Here is a 23932-nt window from a genome sequence, read left to right on the forward strand (position 1 = left end):
ACTATTCCGAAGTTTTTGTGCATAAACCCAGCAGAACCGGGGCTATGCGCAAACTATCGGAATAGTTAAAACATCGGTATAATCGAAATAACAGGCATCAAATTTTCCGGCCTTAAGGATTACTTTACGGAAGGTATCTTCTACAATAGATTCCTGCTGATTGTCATAAAACTGGGATTGGATCACATATCTGGAGTGATCATCGATTGCCGATGACAGATAAGTCCGCACCATTGCACCATTCTTCCCACTAGGAAGTTTCATACCATATTTAATATCACCTTGTAACAGCATCATACGATGCGGTTTGCAGAACCGTTTGGACGAACTCTGCCGGGAATCATGATACATCTGCATCTGGCGGACTCCAAAGCCTGCTTTATACAGATAACGTTCCAATGTGGAACGCTTCAGGATTCCGGGAGCTACCCGTCCTTCCAGTTCAAGAATGTAGATGATCTGATTTATAGAGCGTTTTGGCACTTCTCGTTTCAACTGGATCGCCTGCTCCAAAAGCACATCAAAGTTTTCTGGGAGCTTTTGTGAACGCCTTTGTTCATGGATCCTGGGCTTCAATCCGGTGAACCCGCCTTTTCGGTAAGCGGATTCGTATCGATATAAACTTCGGGAAGACACATCGTTCTTCTCTGCGATGTCCTCTCTTAGCTGAATACGTTTTGCAGTATCCAGCGATTCATCCAACAGGGGGCAATAAGCTGATACCTGTTCAGAGCCTGCTCTTCCTGCCAGCTGGTGTTTGTGTTTGTCTGCATCATAAGATCCTCCTTTTGGAGAACCTTACCACGTCCTGCCTGTGACAACAAAACAAAGTCGGTGCATAGACAGATCGCTCAGGCAGACACCAGAAAGCCGCCTGAATTGTAAATGAACCGAAGAATGATCTCCAGCCATTCCGGGGTGGAACCTCGTAATTCTGCAAGCAATGACATGCCAGAGTTCAGGAGTTCCTCACTAAAGCCCAACAGACGATATCCGATAGATTTCAGATATCCATTTATCCTAAGCTGATTGATAACCAGCCAGTGATGCCAGCGGAACATGGTTTTTTCGCAGGGATACTCCACAGAATCCTCATTTTCTGATGTAACGATTCCATCCAGTACACCAGATATGATTTCAACGGCGTATTGTTTGAACGGAGCCAGAAAATCCGGCAGTTCCCGGTGAAGCTTTCTGCATTTACAACATTTCAACCGGCGAATCAGGTAAATGCGGCGTTCCTGTCCTTCCAGCAGCATGCCCCGCTCGCAGGAGTCTCTGTAAACGAGAGGTTCTCCACAGACAGGACAATAGGATATGGCATTACTTTCAATTAAAAATATTTTGTTCCTCATTGTAGGTTGTCGTGTAGTCTGTTATAATGACCATGGTTGTAAAACCGTGATCCCAGAGTACACGTCTTGTGAGGAAGGTGCTCTGGGATCTTTCCTTTTCTATACTGTGCTAATGACAGTATAGCGGTCATCTCAGAGACAAGCAAGTAAATCAGATTTTAGACACTTGAACTTAGCAAAAACAAAAGGACTCGATGGACTTCCGAAATCAGATGTGCTGAAGTTTTTGCTGGAAGATAACTGCTCTGTTGTCGTGCGCCCGTCCGGAACAGAACCAAAGCTGAAAACCTATATCTCTGCAGTGCAGGATGCAGGGAGGATGCGGTAAAGGTGGAAGAACAGATTGCGAAAGAGCTACAGAAGTTCTTTGGGTAAAGGCATTGGGATTAAATTCGATGATTCGGGCGTCAAAAGTAGGAGGAAATTATAAGGAGAGGCTTATGGGATTGGGTTTGATTATACGAAACTGCGTGGGGGTTTGGAACATAGCAGTGGTGGAATCGTCTAAAGCCTCCTACCGGATGCTGGGTTACGCAAGGTCTTGAGATGGTTCATGTTTTACTGGCCTGTGATACTCCGGTTTTTATTCGAATGATAAAATTTTTATTGACGCTATTGAAGGGAAAGGGTAGAATAAATATAGATGTAGAGAAGGTTAATGTTGACAAAGGCTTCAGCATGTAACCAAGGGTGGTTTGAATAATAAGAAATTAATACAATATCAATATATTGATGGCAGTGCGAACCTATAGTGGACATTGAAAAGTGGAATGAAAGAATGGGTGATTTCGAGCCTAAAATGTTAATAAAATTGGGGTTCGCACTTTTGAGCGCTGAAAGCCTTTAAAATGCAGGCTTATAGGTGTCTGCTGTTACAATCCCTATAAACATGGGAACTGAAACCCGCTGTGTCGGGCTTGATTTCGCATTTTTCGCGGTGTTACAATCCCTATAAACATGGGAACTGAAACCATATAGGGATGATTTTGGGCTGTAACCGTTGTAGTTACAATCCCTATAAACATGGGAACTGAAACAAATCTTAAGTTTTATATTAAACCTATGTGCATCGTTACAATCCCTATAAACATGGGAATTGAAACTACCTCTTTCCCCGGCACTCAACGTCCGGACGCTGTTACAATCCCTATAAACATGGGAACTGAAACACTCTTTCAATGAAGTAAATAACAATTTTACGAGGTTACAATCCCTATAGACATGGGAACTGAAACTTGATTCCAATTTGCTTTCTGGCTTCAATCTTTTGTTACAATCCCTATAGACATGGGAACTGAAACACGGCTCCTAATTGCGTATTGTATTATTTTAATCGTTACAATTCCTATAGACATAGGATCTGAAACCAGTCACTGACTGGGGGTCATGAGATCGCTGGCTGTTACAATCCTTACAGACAGTGGAATTGAACGTAATTAATGAAATCATCCTCATTGAATCAGCAAGCTATTTAATGTCGGCTATACTAGCTAATAGCTCTTAGTATAATAATCTCGCTGCATATTGCATAAACACGTCATCATAACTCTATGAGAGTAATTGATGGCGCTTTTGTTGTATGAATATTTTGAATAAATTAGGCAAATACACTATTTTTGTGATAAATTGCAAAAAAATCAGTGAAATAAAGCGGGATATATTAAAATTGTTGAAAATTGGGAACGAAGGATATATAATAATTTCAAATAGATAACATTTAGACTTGAAATACTTTAAAATGAGGGTATTTATCGTGAAGATTACAAAGAACGCAAAGAATGGAAAAGTACAATTCTATCGGAATATGGAACAAGGTGGTCTTAGAGATAACAAGATAGGGAACAGTGAAGATAAAACGGAATCTGCCATTGAACAGCTGGATCTAAAGAAGTCGTATACTGGAAGAATCCTCTCCCCAGATGCTAAAAGGGGGAAAGGAAATCCATTCTATTTGTTGATAAGAAGTCTTACAGGAGAAGTAGATGACAAGCTTCCGATAGAATATTTGAGAGAGGTTAAAATCAAAGAGGCAGATAGCAAAGAAGGCATAGAAGCTTCCATTTCTAAATATCTTTCAAATTATGGAAAAAAGTTGACTTGTGAAGACGAAAGTACAACGCTGGAAAGTTTGCTGCTTGATTACTATAAGAAAACTCTGACTGATGAGGAGACTGAAACTAAACTTGAACAGATTCAGAATCATATTGGCAAGCTCCTGTCTCACAAGAAAGGAAATCTTAAAACTTCTTTTCAGAATAATGCTATTCCCTTTGAAAAGTATGCAGTCACAGGTGGGAATACTGTGAAATTTGAGATCCATCCTTCCAGTAATAAGATGAAATGGTTGTTTGGATTCCTGGACGAGCAGGGAGCAAATAAAGAAAAATTTAATCATTATATGGAAATGTATCACTATACGAATCTCGAAAGTGAACTGAACTCATTTACGGATGAACACTTTTTTAATTCTGACAATATAAATGGAGATCATATCGCAAAAAAGATATATGGGACAATGAAAGAATACAACTCTGGTTTATATAACACTGCAAAAAATGACGGAATCTCCGAAACTGAATTACAGGAATACTCCTTTTTCTTAAATGAGATTCGTGATCATTTTAAAAAATATTTTCCTCCGAAAGGCAATAAATCTCAGGGAAGATCCGGAAATAAGGGACCGCGAATTAAATCATTGACAGATTTGAAAAATGTAAAATATTTTTACTCTAAAGATTTTGTTTATCAGCAGGTTTGGAAGCATATAGTAAACCAACTGGTTTCAGGGTTAATTCAATATGGGAAACTATATACATATTGTGTTGCGCCTGATTCAGACTACCAGGAAATTAATTCTGATACCATGCAGGATATCCAGATTCAGGAGGCAATAAAAAAGCAGTTGCTTTTATCCGTCATATGGTCAGTGGACCGCATGAATTATTATTTTAATTATGCCGGAGATAAAGTTGAAATGATGTATAAAGAGGATTCGTATGATATTCTTGGAGAACTGCGCAAAAGCATTTGTTTTGGTGGAAGCAACAGGAGTGGATATATATCTGAATTTGTTCAGGGTATTAAATCGGATCCGGAGAAATGTAATAAACTGTTTAAAAAACTTTCTAATGCGTTTCAGCTGAATCAAGACGAAAATAATTCAAAATACTTAATTAACCTCCTATATGAGATTGTAGATAATCTTTCTGCAATCAGACTTAAAGTAATGCATTATAAAAAGGGCGGTCTCAAATTCAATGATGACACAAAAACTGCATGTCTAAGAGGGCAGTTAAGTCGTGACATCAACAATGTTCAGAACTGTTTTCAAGAACAGATTCGCAGCATGAACATTTCCATATATTATTCACCTGAACTAATCAATAAGCTGTTTACCAGATCTGGTCTCAAGTTTAAGCTATATGCATCAACACCTTCTATGATTCCTTCCTTTAAAAAGGTATATGCAAAGGGTGTGAATCTATTTAAGGGTGATTCGGATAAGGAGTTAAAATGGTATTTAGACGACAAAGGAAATACGCAGTCAAAAGAAGCGGTATTCGCCTATCGTAATTTGCTGCAGTTAATTTATTATCATGTTTATATTCCGAGCATTGGAGAGGATGACAGAGATAATCTCGTTATTCCATTCATAGCCGGGACAATTAAATGGAATAAAGAAAGATCCTATGAAAAACAAAAGAATAATAAAAAAACCAGCTATAAGAATAAAGGGAAAAAAACCTATATCAATGCAAATGCATATCGATATGAAAGTATGCCAAAGTATCATCAGGGGTTATCGCTTAGTGAATATATGTCAGCGTTGCAGCGTGCGCAGTCAGACAAGGAAATAACGAATATAGCGACAGGTGAAAGTGAAGATGAACGTAAAAACTACTTTACCAGTTTCATCCAGGATATCTTTGCATTTTCGTTCGCCAATTTTTTGTCAAGCAGATTCAGAGGATATGAGGATGATCTTTTGAGACCACAAGCGCAGACTAGTACTGTGACCGAAGAAACTGAAAAATTAGACCATATGTTACAGGACATAAGGATAGAGGTAAGTGGAGGCCTGGAAAATCAGGCAGAAATCTATGCCATGCTGAAGTTATTGGATGCCAAGGCGCTAAATGAACTCTTACATCAGCTCATTCGTTATCGGACATCTATCAGCCACAGCCTGAGAGCTTCGGATCCAGACTATTTTAAAGACTTTAGTGAGATAGAAGAACTTATTAATCTTGTGGCATATACAAAGCCAGTTTTGGTAAAAGAAGAAAACTATATTGAAATACTTGAGCATGATTTCAATACTTTTCTGGAAGGAAAGCCAACTGAATATGATGATTTATACGTACAATCAGATTTGAGCACTACTGTATTACACAGGAATATTGCTAACATGGGCTATACAGGGGTGATGGCACTTTATAATAATATTTTTAAGAATAGTTACTGTGTGACAAGAGCAGATCACCAGAAATATAAGAATATGAAAACGACAGAAAATAAAGAAGAGTCTGTGATTGCAGCAAAACAAAAGAAACTACAGGAGTTGCATGAAAAGTTCGTTAAAAAGCAGAAAATCTCAAACACCGAGAGGAATCAATATAAAGATACTCTAGCTGAGGTTCAGAACTATAATCATTTAAAGAGGAAAGTTACCTTTGATTCCATGTATGAAATATATCAGATACATGCACAGATTTTGGGAAGGCTGGCATCTTTCGCAGAAGACTGGGAAAGAGATATGCGATTCCTGTTTACTGCTTTGGTGGAAGAAGGAAAAATACATACAGATATTGAAGAAATGTTTCATAAAGGTAGAATTGTTGGAAAAATAAAGAAAGGTTTCGCATGTGACTGCTTACCGTTTCAATTGATTTATTCCCTATATGGTTTGGATTATCAATATCAAGAAAAGAAGGATATTGCTATGAAAAAGAAAGATTTTGAGAAAGTATTACAAACTCGTAACATTTTAGCACATATAAATCATGTGACACAAAAAAAAGACAAGGATGGCAGCTATCAAAGTAGCCTTGAAGAATTGATTAATTGGGTGCGACAGTTGTTATCCTATGATATAAAAAGACAGAATTCTGTGATTACTGCGATTAAAAAGATATTTGACGAACATCAGATGACAATTGAATTTACCCCTTATAGGGGAAACAGAGGAGAGCAACAGTTCAAAATCAAGAAAATAGAAAGCAAGAAGATTACACACCTAAAAAATTTGGGCAGTCAATCCATAAAAATACCAGCTTGTAATCAGGAACAGCTTGAATGGGTAAGAGAATTGATGCAATATAAATATTCCGGGGAGAGTGCAAATCTGTAATAAACCTTGAAATTTGGGATGAAAATATGGTTGAGATTTTGAATCTGAAATCAGATTTCAATAATGTTTTCCAGCGTCTTGTGTGATTTGGAAAGCATTGACGAGACGAGCTCTTAATGCAACTTCTATCTGAGACAAATAGCTAAATATCTAATGAGATAGTTCGAAATCAAAATAATATGGTTTTAAGACGTCGGAAAAGTTGGATCCAACTCTGTAAGTTTTTGTGGCAGGATCAATCATGTGAAACTAAAGCCTTTTAACCGATAGTAGCCAATGGTTGATAATGCTGCATTCGCTTCATCTTGAGAGTCAATGGTCATTCCGGCATCAGTGAGTTTCTGAATCAGTTGTGTGACTGATAAAAAATTTTAGAATATTGATACATATGATCACGTCTGGATATAAAAAGTCCCACCGGGTTGCGCATTCTTACCGAAGCAAGACTAGGCGTGGCGGGTTCTGTTAAGTAAGCATATAGAAATCAAGTAGATTTGTCAATAAATTTGAGATTAACATTCAAAAATCTCTTATTCAGGTTACTAGCTGCTCGAAACTTTGCACACCTCTCCGTGGTGAGCAGCCGGCAACGTTATCGTATGGATAGTGACTGAGATGTGAATAACAAAAAATTTTTAATGTTACTATTGGGTGTTAGAGCATCTGTTAAAGAAATATGAAATCGAGGCATTGGAATATCAGGAACGGATAAAAGGTTCTGCAAAACTTTCAGATGAAATACATGGACTTAGAAATATTGTTCATGCAGTACCTCTTTGGTTAGTGGGACAGACAGATGGTTCAGATTGGCACGGCTGGATAATAGCAAAAAAATTGATACACGTAATATTCAGATAGCAGAAGAATTATATTGCAGAGATGAATATGATCAGATACTTTCGATTTTTTATACGGAATGCATTGAGAATGGTATGAAAAACGTGGTGATTGGGTGAATAGAATATAGAAGCACCGTTGGAACGAGGCAGGATTTCAAAAAGTCAATTACTAACCTGTCAGGGCAATGAAGAAAGCGGCAATATAAGAAGTGTGATTCAAATATTGATTGGCAAGTATGAGATTTCTTAGATTTCTCAGACCTGTATTGCCATTATATAAACACAGTGTTATACTCTGAACAACCCAGAAACAGAAATTAGGTTATAACAATGCCCAGAACCAAAGGCAGTAAAAATAAGCCTAAATCCACTATCGACTTCGCATCCCAGATTGCAGAGAAGCGATCCATCCTCCAATCACTCACTGCTGAAGTAGAAACAACACAAAAAAACCGAATAGAAAAAGTCTGATTTGAAAGAAAAGAAAACTTCTCTCTTAAGGCAGCAGAGAAAGAGCTGACCAAGTTGGAAAGGAAAAAGGCCGCCGACAAGAAAGCAGCCGAAGCTGCTAAGAAAGCTGAGGCAGAGGGGCTAGTAAAGAAGCTGCTGGCCGAGGGCGTAAGTGCTGACGAGATCCTTGCAAAGCTGTTACACATGGATTTCTGTGGACATCGCTATATAGTTTATGACCAAAATAAAGCCAAACGATACAAGGGAACATGAACACAACGAAGAACACAACAAAAAGGAAGGAACCGACAATGATATTTCGTAAAGCAGTACAGCCAGACTTTGACAGCATCCAGAATTTATACTGGACATTGATTGACCGGGAGCAGGACAATCCATCTTTCCCACACTGGAAGAAAGGTATCCACCCATCTGACGAGATGCTACAAGAAAGCATTGAAAAGGGTGAGATGTATGTGCTGGCAGATGGAGAGGTTGCCGCCTGTGTGATAGCCAACAATGAAAAAGTGGATGAATATGTGGATGTACCGTGGCAGGTGGATTCCGATGATGTGACTGTGCTTCATATTCTGGCTGTGCATCCGGATCAGCGTGGAAAAGGATTGGCACGGGAGCTGATGGCGAAAATGATAGGGCTGGAAAGATCGAAAGGAAAGAAAGCTCTGAGGCTGGATGTGATTGAGAATAATGTGACAGCGGAGAAGTTTTATCAGAAGACGGGATTCCAGTATATTCAAACAAAGACACTTTATTATGATGTGGTCGGTGAGATGGTGTTTAAGCTGTATGAGCTGGTGCTGTAAGAATGGGAGAAAAAGAAAGTATAAAACTTGGACAAGGTTCGGAAACTGTGACTTCTACAATAGGAGAGATTTTACTGGAAGAATTCATGGAGCCAATGAGCATTTCGGCGTATAAGCTGGCACAGGAGATTTATGTTCCAGTGTCAAGAATTTAGAATATTTTGCATGACCGCAGGAAGATTACTGCTGATACATCCCTGCGGCTGGCTAAATTCTTTGGGGTTTCTGATAAGTATTTTTTGGATATGCAAAACGATATTGATATTAGAAATCTGAAGGTGAGTTTGGCAGACGACATTGCTCAAATCAGAGTTTGTCAGGCGGTGTATAATGGTCTCATAAATTAAGACACTTTCCCAGACAGATTTTAATGAATCTGATATACTAAAATCAGTATGAAAGAAAGGATTCATTGCTATGTCCAGACAAAGAAGAAACTTTAGTGCCAAATTTAAATCAGACCTTGTGATTGAGTTACTTAAGGGAGAGAAAGATCTCAATACCCTTGCAACTGAAAATAATATTCAACCCAACTTACTCCGTAACTGGAAGAAAGAATTCCTAAACAACGCTTCTGCAGCATTTGACGACAAGCGAGAGGAAAACCTCAAAGATAAGCTTGCAGAAGAACGCAAAGAGAAGTCGGAGTATGCCAAAAAGGTTGGTCAGTTAACCATGCAGGTTGACTGGCTCAAAAAAAAATCTGAAGAAATTTGTGGACCTGACTACGAGAGTAAGTTTAGTCCAAAACCTTTTGACGACTAAAGAATTACCTGCTTCTGTCGGGGCAAAGCTCCTGGATATCAACCGCACCAGCATTTATTACAAAGGAACGCCTGTATCAGAGGAAGAACTGGCTTGTAAAGAGATCATTGATCACCTTCACACAGATAATCCGACCTGGGGTGCCAGGCAGATGTCAGCACAGTTGAAGCTTCGTGGTTATCATGTTGGTCGCCGGAAAGCACGCCGCTACATGAGCGAAATGGACATTCATCCAATCTACCCAAAGATGAACCTTTCGAAGCGGATGCAGCAAGCTAAGGTATTCCCTTATCTTCTCCGCAATGCTGTCATAGACAAGCCTAATCAGGCTTGGTCGATTGACATTACATATATTCCCATCCGGCATGGATTTTTGTACCTGACTGCTGTAATCGACTGGTACAGCCGCTGTATTGTCGGCTGGGAAGTCGATGATACACTTGATACCCGAATGGTTGTCAATGCCTTGAAAAAGGCTTTTAAGGTTGCAAAGCCACAAATTTTAAATTCCGATCAAGGATGTCAGTTTACAAGTCAACAATATATTGAATTCTTAAAGAAAAATGGAATTCGCCAAAGCATGGATGGGAAAAGCCGTTGGGCTGACAACATCATGATTGAACGCTGGTTTCGTAGCTTCAAATATGAAGAAGCGTACCTTACACAATATAACAATATCAAAGAAGCCAGAGCCGCTATCGGACGATATATTTTCACTTATAATTTTGAAAGATGTCATTCTGCCCTTGACTATCAAAAACCGGCTGAATGCTACTACCCGGCAATGCTACTGCCCTATGTAGCTTGATGCATATATGGATCTGGGGGGTGTTCCACTGCCTTCCCCATACTCCTTGTCACTTATCCACCATATCAGTTCATTATAAAAATCTTAGATTTTTGTCTTGACAACTGAGCCACTATAGTGTGAGTAATGCCGGGGAGAGTATTATGCCCCTCTGTGGTATCTATCCCCTCACCGCCTATACCCAAAATATTATCGAAAGCAATACTAAACGGCAGCACTTTGCACCATTTTTTTTGCCGTCACTATCCGCAGCTCCTGGCTGACGGGATCAATCCGCTCGACTGCGCCGGAAATTCATATTGTTGCTTCTACAGCCCTAAAAGCCTTTCAGACAGTTGTTTATCATACTTTGCTTGAGTCTTGGATAACCATAGTCTGAGTTTCGTGCACATTTTTCAAATTTGTTTAGAACTCGATTCTTCCAATGTCCTGTTGCCAGCAGTTCTGGCATGATCAATCAGAATTCCGAGAGATTATTATACAAAATAGAAGCTAGCCTATTGACAAATAGAGTTATAAACTCTGAAAGGACATGCAGATTTTAAAACGCAAAAGCTACTTTCTATTCGAGATAATTATCCCAAGTATGTGCTGCGTTTAGATGAATTCGCGGGTGGAAATTATGAAGGAATTAAAACAATGCATGTGGCAGATTTTCTGTTAAGTGATGAATTTTAGATTAGAAGATAGTCCTGAAATGGGAATGCAGCCCCAATATATGATATTAAGACGTCAGGGATATAGAGTTTTGATATTAGAAAAGAACCCGGTTTTTTACAAAAATAATTATGAAGAAAGAATTGTAACGATTCATACTATATTTGAAAGCTCTTAAAATATACACAAAAATTCATACAAAAAATTAATTAATATGATGAAAATACTGAATTCCATTGACGCACGCCAACCTATATGATAGCTTATAGGTAGTAATTAAGATAGGAACAGGTAAAAATGAGACAAGGAATTAACAGAACGCCATTGCAATCAGAAATAATTAAATTCATACAGGATTATATACAAGACGAAAATCTTAAAGCAGGCGATAAGTTACCTTCCCAGGCGGGACTGATAGAGATGATGGGTGTCAGCAGAACATCGCTTCGAGAAGCCATTAAAACGATGGAAGCAAAAGGTGTATTGGAAACGAAAAACGGCAAAGGTGTCTTTGTAAAGAATGATGACAGGAATTTAATCTTGTCTCAGCTTAGCTTTCTCGAAGAGAAAGAGTCTTTACTGGAGGTTATTGAAGCCCGTAAGATACTTGAAAGGGAAATTCTAAAACTTACTGTTAAGAATATTACGGAGCATGAGATCGAAGAATTGGGAAAAGTTTTAAAGGTGGTTTTAGACAAGTATCATCGAGAGGAACGGCAAAATGTTGAAGATAAACAATTCCATTATATGATTTATGAATACTGCCATAACAGAGTCTTATATAAGATGATGTTGTCTGTCAGATATTTATCCGACAAATTGTGGGAATTTCCTTTGGATATGAAAGAACCTTTTACAGATACAATTCCGCTTCACAAAGATTTGTATAATGCAATCAAAGAACGGAACACGAAGAAGGCACTGGACATAAACGATCAAATTTTGGACATGGTATACCATACCGTTCAGGAACGGTAGCATTATAATGTGTGTCAGGTTTTAGACACATCAACATAAAAAGGAGGGGTTATGGATATCCGGTTTGAATTGGAACGAATGGAACGAATTTTAAATGACATAGAGAAGCTTCGCTGTTTGGAATCCACTGCGGTTACTGAATATAGGATTTGGGACGGAAAAAAAGAAGATGGAGCGGTATGTGATACCGAAGAATGGAGGGAAGCGCATATAGATACGCCTTGGAAAGGGACAGATCGACACAGATGGTATCGGACAAAAATACAAATTCCCTTCTCCATGAGAGAAAAACATGTTGAATTTTGGATTGTAACTGGAAGAGAGGGACAATGGGACGCTACGAATCCTCAGATGCTTTTTTATCTAAACGGTAAAATTATACAGGGAATTGATGTAAATCACCGACATGTTTTGATTTCAAAAAATGCTGTTTCAGGTGAAGAATACGATATTGCCTTATATGCGTACAGCGGAACTGTAGAAGGGGATTTGATAATCCATACGGGTATCGAGGCATTAGATGAACAGGTAAATCAAATCTATTATGACTTTATGGTTCCGGTTCAGGCTGCCAGGGTTCTGATGAAAGATAAAAAAGATGATGCGAGAAAAATTCTGCTGAAATTACAAAATGCAGCCGAAACCATAGATTTAAGAATGCCTTATTCGACGAAGTTTTATGAGTCAGTACATAAAGCTGACCTTATGCTGAAAGAGGAGTTTTATACAACAGAACTGGAAAACATACCGAGGGTCAGTGCCATAGGACATACACACATTGATATTGCCTGGCTATGGACCGTTGAGCAGACACGTGAAAAAGTCATCCGAAGCTTTTCAACAGTACTCAGACTCATGGATCAGTATCCGGATTATAAATTTATGTCCAGTCAGCCGATTCTTTATCAATTCGTCAAAGAACAAGAACCCGCAATGTATGAAGAAATAAAAAGAAGAATTGCAGAGGGAAGATGGGAAATCGACGGCGCCATGTGGCTGGAGTCAGACTGTAATCTGCCAAATGGAGAATCCCTGGTTCGTCAAATTATAAAGGGGCATAAGTTTTTCAAAGATGAGTTTGGAAAAGAGAGCAAGTCCTTGTGGCTTCCGGATGTGTTTGGATATTCTGCAGCAGTTCCGCAAATATTGAAAAAGTGTGGAATACCCTATTTTATGACAACAAAGATTGCATGGAACCAGTATAATCAGCTGCCCAATGATACATTTCTATGGAAGGGTATTGATGGCAGTGAGATCTTTGTATTTATGCCTACAACATGTAATTATGACAGGACACTGGGAGAAAATATCTCTTATTCTGAAACCAGAAATACGACGACTTATACCGGAATTATTAATCCGAATATGCTTTTGGGAACCTATGAACGCTTTCAGAATAAAGATTTGACAGAAGATACACTTATGCTTTATGGATATGGAGACGGGGGAGGCGGGCCGACCAGTGAGATGCTGGAATGTGCCGGCAGATTAAAGTATGGGTTGCCTGGAATCCCGAAAATACAGCTTGAATTTGAGCAGGAATTCTTTGATCGTACCTATGCGAACATTGCTTCAAGGGAAGAGATGCCAACCTGGGATGGGGAATTGTATTTCGAGTATCATAGAGGAACGTATACATCTATGAGTAAGATAAAACGATGCAATCGAAAAAGTGAAATTCTCTATGAACAACTGGAAATATTAAGCAGTATGTCTTCTCTCTTAGGTATAGAGTATCCCCGCAAAGTGATAGATAACGGCTGGGATACAATCTTGTTAAATCAGTTTCATGATATTATTCCAGGAAGTGCAATAGAAGGCGTGTATGCACAGGCGGAAAAGGAATATGAAGAGATTTTGCACGAAGGTTCAGACACTGTCCAAACACTCGCAAGCCAGATAGCTGAGTGTGTGTCTTCACCAAAACAATCCATTCTCGTTATAAATACATTAGGATATATGAGAGATGATATTGTAGAAGTTGATACGCAGGGGGCGTATATTGCATCAGGACTGATCGATCAGGATGGAAATCACTATGAGATCCAATACATATCTGAAAACAGGTTTTTGTTTTTTGCAAAACAATTGCCGCCAACCGGATGGAAAACTTTTTATATTCAGCAGGGAGAAAAGCCTGAAAGCCTTAAAAATAAGTGGAACTATGAATTTGAAAATGATTTTTATTCCGTTCGTTTCAACAAGGATATGCAGATAGAGTCCCTTTATGAAAAGAAAAGCCAAAAAGAGTTTATAAAAGAAAATCGTCTCGGAAATGTACTGACGACATATGAAGACAGGCCTATGAATTGGGACAACTGGGATATCGATGCCTATTACAAGAAAAAGAAATATGATTATGACGGGATTTCCGATACAAAAGTGCTTGAATCCGGACCACTGAGAACGGTAGTGGAGACTTCCTATAAATTTTTAGATTCTACTGTGACACAAAAAGTTTGCCTATATAAGAATCTGCCCAGAATTGATTTTGTCAATTATGCAGACTGGAAGACACATCATGTTTTACTAAAAGTGAATTTCCCGGTTCAGATTAATACAAAATATGCAACATATGAGATTCAATATGGAAATGTAGAGCGGACAACTTCCAATAATCATAGCTGGGAAGTGGCACAATTCGAAACATGTGGACATAAGTGGGCCGACCTGTCGGAAAACGGACTGGGGATCAGTCTTTTGAATGACTGCAAATATGGATATGGAATAAAAGATGGTGAAATGTCACTAACGCTGATAAAATCGGGAACATATCCAAATGAAAATGCAGATATCGGAATGCACGAGTTTACGTATTCCATATATCCACACGACCGCAGATGGCAGGAAGCACACACAGTAGCGATGGCGTACAATCTCAATGTCCCTTGTATAAACGTTCTTCATCAGGGAAATGAAACAGGGAGTCAGCCACAAGAATTTAGTCTGGTTTCCTGCAGCCAAAAAAATTGTTTTATTGAGACAATGAAGGAAGCGGAGGATGGAAAAGGATGGATTCTTCGCATGTATGAGAATAGCAATACCAGGGTAAAAGCAGATATAAAGTTCGGAAGGGAAGCGGAATCAGTTATGGAATGTGATCTGATGGAACATAATTTAAAACAGCATAAGTGTGATCACAAGAGATTCCAGGCCTGGTTTGAGCCCTATGAAATAAAAACATTTCGAATTAATTGGGCATAGGAGGGAGAATAACATGCTTGAAGAATTAACACAACTTTGGGGAGTCAGTGGAAGAGAAAGGAGGGTATCGGATTATATTATTGATCAGATCAAGCCATATGCAGATGAATTAAAGAGGGATGCAATGGGTAATGTGATTGCACTGAAAAGAGGATGTGGTGAAAACAAGAAAAAGATAATGACTGCAGCACATATGGATGAAATAGGATTAAGCGTTGTAAAAATTATGGATAACGGATTAATTCTGGTTAAAAATGTAGGAGGAGTTTCACCATATGTAGCTTACATGAATCGTGTCAGGTTTGCGAACGGAACAACAGGATGTGTGTCTTGTAATAAAGATGTTCAGAATTTAAAGCCGAATGAGATTGATCAGTTGTACGTGGATATAGGAGCAAAAGATAAAGAAGAGGCAAAAAAGTATATTCAAATCGGAGACTGTGCTTCATTTTGGGGAGAGTACATAAAACTGGCTGGCAATAATGTGATGTCTAAGGCTTTCGATGACCGAAGTGCATGCTATATTCAAATTGAGACGATAAAACAATTAAAAGAAGTGTACCACGATATTTACTTTGTATTTACTGTACAGGAAGAAGTAGGATTGTTCGGATCCACTACTTCAGCAGAAAGTATTCATCCCGATTTGGGAATTGCGATAGATATCACCGGTTCCTTCGACATCCCGGGAGATGATTTTGGTACACCGGTATTAGGTAAAGGCGCAGCGATAAAAATAAATGATTCCAGTGTAATCTGTGATGAAATCCTGACGCAGTCATTGATCGAATGTGCAAAAGAAGGCGATATCCCATACCAGCTCGACGCACTAAGAGCAGGCGGCACAGATGCCGGGGCAATCAACAAATCAAATGGAGGCGTAAAAGTATTGGGTATTTCAATACCTACCAGATATGGGCACACACCAAATAGTATTATCAATCTGGAAGATGTCAGGGCATGTATAAGACTGCTTACAGAATTTGTACAAAAGCCCTTGAACATCGTTACAGAAGAAATAATAAAATGAGAGAAAGAAGGAGAAGTCTATGTTTCAACGGAGGTATCTAAAAAAGGCAGCTGCATGCATTCTGTCTTGTATTATGGCATTTAGTATGGCAGCCTGCGGCGGTTCAGGAGAAAGTAAAGAGAACGGTGCGTCTGCATCTCAGCAGGAGGGAAAAGAGTCGGGAGATGGTAAGCAGGTGGTGAATATTTCCATGACTACGGATCCGGATATTCTGGACCCAACCCGTTCGGATGACGCACAGAAGAATCAGATTACGTTGGAAGTCCAGGAAACTTTAATACGTATGAAGGATGGAAAGATCACACCGGGCGGTGCAAAGTCATGGGAAACTTCAGAGGACGGTCTTGTCTGGACATTCCACCTGCAGGATAACAAATATTCGGATGGTACACCTGTAAAGGCAGATGACTATGTCAACTGTATGCTGAGAACCTTTGATCCGGAGGTAGGATGCCATAATGCCGGAATGTTTTATTGTATTGAAGGAGGAGAGGCTTATAATACAGGAAAAGGCAAGAGGGAAGATGTGGGCATAAAAGCTCCGGATGATCAGACATTGGAGATTCATCTGAATGAAGCACTCCCATATTTTCTTCTGATGGCTAATTGTGCAAATCTCACTCCGGTACCGGCTGATAAAACAACTGGAGAAGATAATCTTACATATGGTTCAAATGCAGAAGGAATGATGTACTCTGGCCCATTTGCAATAGAAAGCTGGACAAGAGGCAGCCAGATTGTACTTAAGAAAAATGAAAACTACTGGGATGCAGAGAATGTTAAATTGGATACCGTTAATTTGATTCTTGCGCAGGAAGAGAATACAAGACAGCAGATGTTTGAAGAAGGTAATCTTGATATGTTAACGGGAATTAACTCTGAATACCATAAAAAGATGCAAGATAAAATTGACGCAAAAGAAGTAGTGTTCGAGGAGAACGCAAATCCCAGCTCCTCTTATATCTGTTTTAATAATAATGATCCGGATGGTATTTTTTCGAATGCTAAAATCAGAAAAGCCTTTTCACTTGCAATCGACAGGGAGAGTTTTCTGAAAAATGTACAAAAAAAGAATAAGCCGGCTTATGGATTAGTTCCTTATGGAATCAACAATGAAGAAAGCATGTATCGGGAAGAGGTAGAAGATCCATTGCTGAAATCGAAAGATGAGGATCCCGTTGCGCTATTTGAAGAGGGATTAAAGGAAATCGGAAAAACCAGAGACGAGATTACGGTTACTTTTCTGCAAAGTAATGCCAATAATGATACGAAATTAAATTCTGAATTTTTCCAGAGACAATGGCAGGAGAAATTTGGAATTACGGTAAAAATTGATACAGCAGCGGATAATTCAACCTTCAATAATACTGTTTCAAAAGGAATGTATCAGATTTGTAACACTGGCTGGGGTGCGGATTACAACGATCCTATGACCTTTATGCAATGCTATCTCAGCGGAGATGGTAATAATCCGGCATTTTTCTCGAACAGTGAATATGACAAGCTGGTCAACGAAGCCAAGTCCGAACAAGATATGAAGACGAGACAGGAAAAGTTCGCAAAAGCTGAGGACATTTTGATTAACGAAGATGCGGGAGTTGCACCACTTAGTTATAGTTTTCAGAAGAACCTGATTAACAAGAATCTCAAAGACTATGGAATTAACGGATCAGGCGGTCCCCTGATTGAACTGAAAAATGCATATATGGAGTGAATAATCAATTAATCTTGAGGCGGAGGAGGAATGATTCTCTGCCTCTGACAAATTTAAGGAGAATAGGATGGTTAAGTACATATTAAAGAAATTACTGTACATGATAGTCACGCTTTGGATTATTATGACAGCTACCTTTTTTATGATGAATATGATTCCGGGAGATCCTATGCAAAATGGTACAAAGGTTCTCCCGGAGGCAGTGGCGAAAAACCTGGAGAAAAAGTGGGGATTAGATAAGCCAATTACGGAACGCTATGTGCGGTATATAAAGAATTTCCTTAAAGGCGATTTAGGGGAATCCTATACAACACCCGGATTAACTGCCAACGAGGTCATTGCAAGCAGACTTCCGGCTTCTTTGAGGCTGGGGTTACAGGCGGTAATTGTGGGACTGGTACTGGGGTTGCTCATAGGAATCCTGGCAGCACTTCGAAGAAATACATGGGTAGATTTTCTGGCTATCTTTCTTGCAATTGTGGGTGTATCAGTTCCAAGTTTTGTATTTGCAGCTTTACTGCAAAAGAGTCTGGGGGGGAGTTTCTTTCCGATTGTCGGTTGGATTACAAAGGGAATGGGATTGCCGGAACAGTTTAGAGTTACAGCACTTCCGACATTATCGGCTGCGATCGGTGGAATGGCAACCTATTCAAGATTTATGCGTTCCTCTGTCCTGGATGTCTTGAGTAATGATTATATTCTTACCGCAAGAGCGAAGGGGTTATCAGAAGGTGAGATTTTACGCAGGCATGTTTTAAGAAATAGCATTACACCAATTATATCAATCGTTGCTCCTCAGGTGGCCGGAATTGTAACTGGATCATTTGTCATTGAAAGAATTTTTTCGATACCGGGACTTGGAAGATATTATGTGGATAGCGTAAACGGGAGAGATTATCCGATGATTATGGCAACCACGATATTCTTTTCAGCTATATTTATTGTCTCTATTGTTGTGATGGATATATTATATGCGTTAGTTGACCCGCGAGTAAGACGGAATTTGATCAAATGACAATAAAAAGCAAGATGGCAGAAAGGAACAGGATATGGATAGTCAAAAAATAACTTTGACAGAAGATATGTTTCACCGAGTCGGAACGAATGAACAGAAGTCAGAAAGTGTAGTCAGGCCAAGTATATCGTACTGGCAGGATGCATGGAGACGCTTAAAACAGAATAAAGTTGCTTTGTTCAGCATGTGCTTCTTGATATTTATGGTATTGATGTGCATATTTGCGCCATATATTTATCCGCATGCATATGATGAACAAATGATCGAGCATACGAATCAAGTCCCAACGGCTCAGCATATCTTTGGCCTGGACGATCTTGGACGAGATATCTTCGCCCGTGTGTGGGTAGGCGGGCGTGTATCACTTGCAATTGGTCTGGTTGGGGCGGTCATCTCTCTGGTTGTCGGTGTTATATATGGCGGAATCAGTGGGTATTTTGGCGGAACTGTCGATAATCTTATGATGAGAATTGTGGAGGTTCTGGTTGGAATTCCATACATGATCGTAGTAATACTGGTGAGCATTGTACTCGGGAAAGGTATGGGATCGTTAATTATAGCCCTGTGTCTTACGAGCTGGACCGGGCTGGCACGGTTGGTCAGAGGTCAGATTCTTAATTTGATGGAGAGTGAATACATACTGGCGGCGAAAGCATTAGGGACGCCAACTTATAAAATTATTTTTAAGCATCTGTTACCGAATACATTGAGTGTAATAATCGTAAATACAACATTTTCTATACCCAGTTTTATATTTGCTGAGTCATTCTTAAGCTTTATAGGAATGGGAATACAGCCTCCGAATACGAGTTGGGGAGCGATGGCAGCACTTGGTCAGCAGCAGATGTCTTATTACCCACATGAATTACTCTTTCCGGCATTGGCGATATCGCTGACGATGCTGGCGTTTAATTTACTTGGGGATGGATTGCGTGATGCATTTGATCCCAAATTACGTCAATAACATACCAGGAGGAAATAGAGATAAAGATGAGTCATTTATTAGAAGTCAACAATTTAAACGTTTCCTTTCATACTTATGCCGGTGAAGTGCAGGCTGTCCGCGGTGTGTCATTGTATCTGGATGAAGAAGAAACACTTGCAATAGTAGGTGAATCGGGATGTGGGAAGACAGTAACATCAAAAACAATTATGGGATTAATTGCCACTCCTCCGGGAGAGGTGAAAAAGGGAAGCGAAATCTTGTATAAGGGCAAGAATATATTAAAATATTCCAAGAAGAAATGGCAGGATTATCGTGGTAAAGAGGCAGGAATGATCTTTCAGGATCCTATGACTTCTTTAAACCCTACAATGAAGGTAGGAAAGCAGATTCAGGAAGGCATCAGAAAGCATCAGAAGATCAGTAAGCAGGAGGCGAAAAAGAAGACAATAGAGCTTCTAAAGAAAGTCAATATACCGAATCCGGAAGAGCGTCTTGATCAGTATCCGCATGAATTCTCCGGCGGTATGCGTCAGAGAGTGATGATCGCCATTGCACTGTCATGCAATCCGAATATTATGATAGCGGACGAGCCGACTACAGCCCTCGATGTAACCATACAGGCACAGATTTTAAAGCTTCTCAAAGATATTCAGAAAACGAATCATTCCTCGATTATCATGATTACGCATGATCTGGGTGTTGTTGCCGGAATGGCGGATCGTATAGCCGTTATGTATGCGGGAGAAATAGTTGAAGAGGGAGTGGTGCGAGACATCTTTAAAAATCCTCAGCACCCTTATACTTATGCCTTACTAAATGCGGTTCCGAATCCTGAGTTGGAGAATAAGGCAGAACTGCACGTGATTAAGGGGACACCTCCTGATTTAATTTCACCGCCGAAAGGCTGTGCATTTGCATCACGATGCAAATATTGTATGCAAGTTTGTCAGGAATATGAACCGGAGAAAACAGAAATATCAGATGGACATATCGCGAGGTGCTGGCTTCAGGATCCGATGGCTAAAAAGCTTTATAAATTTGACGATGCAAGGAGCGTGATGAAGGAATGAACACCGAAATAAGAGAGCCGCTTATAAAAGTCACCCATTTGAAGAAATACTTTCCGCTTCAAAGAAAAAGAGTCCTTAAAGCCGTCGATGATGTATCATTTGAGATTTATCCGGGAGAAACTCTGGGACTGGTAGGTGAGTCGGGATGTGGAAAAACAACGTGTGGAAGAACAATATTAGGCCTGTATCCCGCCACTGGCGGAACCATCCAGTATAAAGGCAAAGATATCAGCCGGCTAAAAGATAAAAAAGATCTTCTGAAATTTAAAAAAGATGCTCAGATGATCTTTCAGGATCCCTATTCATCATTAAACCCTCGTATGACAGTAGGCGATATTATATCAGAAGGAATGAGAAACCATCATTTACCGGGAGGACATGCGAGAGTTCAGGAATTATTGGAAATGGTTGGATTAAACAAAGAACATGCGAATCGCTTTCCACATGAGTTTTCCGGTGGTCAGAGGCAGAGAATCGGTATTGCCCGTGCATTGGCTGTCAGGCCGGAATTTATTGTATGCGATGAGCCTATATCTGCACTGGATGTATCCATACAGGCACAGGTTGTAAATCTCCTGATGCGCCTTCAAGAGGAATTAGGTCTTACCTATTTATTTATTGCTCACGATTTGTCTATGGTTCGTCATATTTCTGATCGTGTAGGGGTCATGTATATGGGGCAATTGGTAGAACTGGCTCCAAGTCAGGAACTCTATGATAAGCCGATACACTTTTATACACAGGCTCTGCTTTCGGCTATACCAATTCCGGATCCTGATATTGAAAAAACTAAGACGGTTCTTCCGCTGGAGGGCGAAGTCGGAAGCCCGATAGACTGCGGACCGGGATGTCGGTTTAAAGGAAGGTGCAAATATGCGGAAGAAACCTGTGGAAGTGTTACACCAGTACTAAAAGAAGTTGAAAAAGGACATTTCGTTGCGTGCCATGTGATAAATGGTAATGAACGAATATAAGCAACAGAAAAGAAAGATTTCTTCGATTTAATCTAAGTGGAGATAATCACCTTCAGCAATAAATTCCAAGAATTAAAGCTGTCCTCTGGAAAAGCATATAGAGGGGCATTTCCAGGGGTCTTTCTGTAATCCTTCGGTGTCATCCCGGTCTTCTGACAAAATTGCCGATACAGATGCACTTCACTGGAATAACCGCAGATATCTGCAATTTTTTCCACACTCATATCTGTGTTATGCAAAATAGTTTTGTTTGCGTGGTTGGGGTTGCTGTGCTTCTTCATTCCGCTCATTATGGCTGTAGCAGGTGGCAACAAAGGCTATTGCAATTGTTATTGCGGACGGGGGCAATTATTCGGATTGCTTGGCGGAAAATATGGATTGTCACGAAAAAAAGATATCCCTAAGTGGATGAAAAGCAAAGGGTTCCGCTATGGTTTCCTGATATTCTTTTTTGTTATGTTTTTTCAGATGTTATGGAATACATATCTGGTTTTTAACGGAGCAAGCAGTCATCAAAAAAGTTAGCAGATCTGGGATATACGAATATTGTTGAGTTTGGAGGCATCCGCGACTGGAAGGGTGAGACGGTTACAGAAAATCCGTGAAAATATCGACACGATACTAGAGAGAGCAAGACAGAAGCGCAAAAAAAGATAACAAGAAATAACAGAAAAATCCATCTTTAGGGTAAAACCTTTAGATGGATTTTTTGCATACACCCATATGTGAAAAGATTATTTGGCAATATTTTCACCATTTACATTTGTGTCAAAATATTGGTATAAATAAGTAATAAAATTTATACTAAAAAATACGATACTTTGTTAATATTACACCGTAAACAAAAAGATATCTATTTCAAAGAAATAATACGGAGGAAGATGAGTGAGAAAGATAGGCATAGGTATAGTTGGATTGGGTTTTATTGCAAATGGCGTTCACTTACCTGGTATTCAGAAAAGCCCCGATTTAGAATTAAAGGCTATTTGCGATATTAATCCCGACGCATTGAAAGCCACACAAACATTATATGGAATCGATGATGCGCATTGTTTTACCGATTTCAGGGATTTGATTAACTGTCCGGATGTAGATGCAGTCGACATCTGTACCCCGAATGATGTACACTATCCCGTTGCAAAATACGCAATAGAAGCAGGAAAGCCATATAATCTGGAAAAACCTGTGGGATTGAATACGTCACAGGCAAATACGCTGGCGGAGATGACGAAGGAAAAAGGATTGGCACATATGGTCTGCTTCTCTTATCGCTTTAAAGCTGCTGCACGGTATGCCCGGGATTTAGTACAGTCCGGAGAACTGGGAGAAATCTATCATGCGCATATGCAGTATTTTCAGGCATGGGGTATGCCTTTTCAGGACGTGCCTATGCGGTGGTACCATGCGAAAGAGCACGCAGGCTCCGGAGTGCTTGGTGATTTAGGCAGTCATGGAATAGATTTGGTTCGGTTCATAACCGGAAAAGATTATACGAAGGTAATCGGTAATCAAGGCACGTATGTAAAGGAACGACGTAAAAATGAAGGCGGTATCGGTAAAGTGGATGTGGACGATTTTACACATTTTCTGGCTGAATTAGACGATCATATTTCTGCATCATTTTTGTTCACCCGGTTTGCATACGGCAGAGGGAATTATCAGAGACTGGAGCTGTCAGGGAGCAAGGGGGCGTTGATTTATAAGCTGGATGAGACACCTGGAGTGGATGAGTTGGAGGTATGCATCGGAGAGCCTTATGCATCTGTAAATAAGTTTACAAAGCTGCCGATTCCCGATAAATATTATGTGGATCAGATGCAGTCCTTTGCAGATATCTGTCTGAAAAAAGGTGATGGCTTATCGGCTGATATTTTTGACGGTTTAAGGGATCAGAAAGTCATAGATGCAGTAATAGAATCTGCAAAATCAGGAAGCTGGCGCGAGCTTTAACTA

Annotated in this window: 19 protein-coding genes and 1 pseudogene; 17 read left to right on the plus strand and 3 right to left on the minus strand. The window is 39.7% G+C overall.

Annotated features, from left to right (window positions below; genetic code table 11):
• Positions 1-42: 42 nt before the first annotated feature.
• A complete protein-coding gene (locus tag KNL20_RS03690) occupies positions 43-495 on the minus strand; it encodes a hypothetical protein (protein WP_230399290.1) in 453 nt (150 codons plus the stop codon).
• A gap of 356 nt (positions 496-851) precedes the next feature.
• Positions 852-1355, minus strand: coding sequence for a DUF6431 domain-containing protein (locus KNL20_RS03695; RefSeq protein ID WP_230399291.1), 504 nt, complete (start codon positions 1353-1355; stop codon positions 852-854).
• Between the two features lie 166 nt (positions 1356-1521).
• Here KNL20_RS03695 and KNL20_RS03700 point away from each other — a divergent pair, with 166 nt between their 5' ends.
• From KNL20_RS03700 to KNL20_RS03775, 15 genes are all read left to right on the plus strand, one after another.
• Positions 1522-1683, plus strand: a complete 162-nt coding sequence (locus KNL20_RS03700; protein WP_329957498.1) for a hypothetical protein — start codon at positions 1522-1524, stop codon at positions 1681-1683.
• Positions 1684-3108: 1425 nt separating this feature from the next.
• Entirely contained in the window at positions 3109-6705 is a 3597-nt protein-coding gene (gene cas13a, locus KNL20_RS03705) for a type VI-A CRISPR-associated RNA-guided ribonuclease Cas13a (RefSeq protein ID WP_230399292.1), read from the plus strand.
• 1364 nt (positions 6706-8069) lie between these two features.
• A complete protein-coding gene (locus KNL20_RS03710) occupies positions 8070-8267 on the plus strand; it encodes a hypothetical protein (protein ID WP_230399293.1) in 198 nt (65 codons plus the stop codon).
• Positions 8268-8305: 38 nt separating this feature from the next.
• Positions 8306-8818, plus strand: coding sequence for a GNAT family N-acetyltransferase (locus KNL20_RS03715; protein ID WP_230399294.1), 513 nt, complete (start codon positions 8306-8308; stop codon positions 8816-8818).
• 2 nt (positions 8819-8820) lie between these two features.
• Entirely contained in the window at positions 8821-8973 is a 153-nt protein-coding gene (locus KNL20_RS03720) for a helix-turn-helix domain-containing protein (protein ID WP_230399295.1), read from the plus strand.
• A gap of 262 nt (positions 8974-9235) precedes the next feature.
• On the plus strand, positions 9236-9583 hold the full coding sequence (locus tag KNL20_RS03725; protein ID WP_230397403.1) for a transposase: 348 nt from the start codon (positions 9236-9238) through the stop codon (positions 9581-9583).
• A complete protein-coding gene (locus tag KNL20_RS03730; RefSeq protein ID WP_230397402.1) occupies positions 9573-10391 on the plus strand; it encodes an IS3 family transposase in 819 nt (272 codons plus the stop codon). The genes KNL20_RS03725 and KNL20_RS03730 overlap by 11 nt, the downstream gene beginning before the upstream one ends.
• Positions 10392-11345: 954 nt before the next feature.
• Entirely contained in the window at positions 11346-12026 is a 681-nt protein-coding gene (locus tag KNL20_RS03740; protein WP_230399296.1) for a FadR/GntR family transcriptional regulator, read from the plus strand.
• Between the two features lie 51 nt (positions 12027-12077).
• Positions 12078-15230 carry an alpha-mannosidase gene (locus KNL20_RS03745; RefSeq protein WP_230399297.1) on the plus strand — a complete coding sequence of 1051 codons (3153 nt, stop codon included), beginning with the start codon at positions 12078-12080 and terminating at the stop codon, positions 15228-15230.
• 13 nt (positions 15231-15243) lie between these two features.
• Entirely contained in the window at positions 15244-16260 is a 1017-nt protein-coding gene (locus tag KNL20_RS03750; protein ID WP_230399298.1) for a M42 family metallopeptidase, read from the plus strand.
• A 19-nt stretch (positions 16261-16279) separates the two neighbouring features.
• Positions 16280-17974, plus strand: coding sequence for a peptide ABC transporter substrate-binding protein (locus KNL20_RS03755; protein WP_230399299.1), 1695 nt, complete (start codon positions 16280-16282; stop codon positions 17972-17974).
• Positions 17975-18041: 67 nt separating this feature from the next.
• Positions 18042-18989, plus strand: coding sequence for an ABC transporter permease (locus tag KNL20_RS03760; protein ID WP_230399300.1), 948 nt, complete (start codon positions 18042-18044; stop codon positions 18987-18989).
• 34 nt (positions 18990-19023) lie between these two features.
• Positions 19024-19953, plus strand: coding sequence for an ABC transporter permease (locus KNL20_RS03765; protein ID WP_230399301.1), 930 nt, complete (start codon positions 19024-19026; stop codon positions 19951-19953).
• A gap of 26 nt (positions 19954-19979) precedes the next feature.
• Complete coding sequence (locus KNL20_RS03770; protein ID WP_230399302.1) at positions 19980-21005, plus strand: ABC transporter ATP-binding protein; 1026 nt, start codon at positions 19980-19982, stop codon at positions 21003-21005.
• Complete coding sequence (locus KNL20_RS03775) at positions 21002-21979, plus strand: ABC transporter ATP-binding protein (protein WP_329957499.1); 978 nt, start codon at positions 21002-21004, stop codon at positions 21977-21979. Before KNL20_RS03770 ends, KNL20_RS03775 begins: the two co-directional genes overlap by 4 nt.
• Positions 21980-22011: 32 nt before the next feature.
• Here the strand turns inward: KNL20_RS03775 and KNL20_RS16355 are convergent, their stop codons facing one another.
• A complete protein-coding gene (locus KNL20_RS16355; RefSeq protein ID WP_408637504.1) occupies positions 22012-22269 on the minus strand; it encodes a helix-turn-helix domain-containing protein in 258 nt (85 codons plus the stop codon).
• Here KNL20_RS16355 and KNL20_RS16230 point away from each other — a divergent pair.
• Positions 22223-22486 (plus strand): annotated as a pseudogene (locus KNL20_RS16230) (4Fe-4S binding protein); the annotation flags it as partial. The gene KNL20_RS16355 and the pseudogene KNL20_RS16230 sit on opposite strands and share 47 nt — an antisense overlap.
• A 378-nt stretch (positions 22487-22864) precedes the next feature.
• On the plus strand, positions 22865-23929 hold the full coding sequence (locus KNL20_RS03790) for a Gfo/Idh/MocA family protein (RefSeq protein ID WP_230399303.1): 1065 nt from the start codon (positions 22865-22867) through the stop codon (positions 23927-23929).
• Positions 23930-23932: the final 3 nt, after the last annotated feature.

Origin of the sequence: Novisyntrophococcus fermenticellae, assembly GCF_018866245.1 — a bacterium.
In the GTDB taxonomy this organism is placed as follows: Bacteria; Bacillota; Clostridia; order Lachnospirales; family Lachnospiraceae; genus Novisyntrophococcus; species Novisyntrophococcus fermenticellae.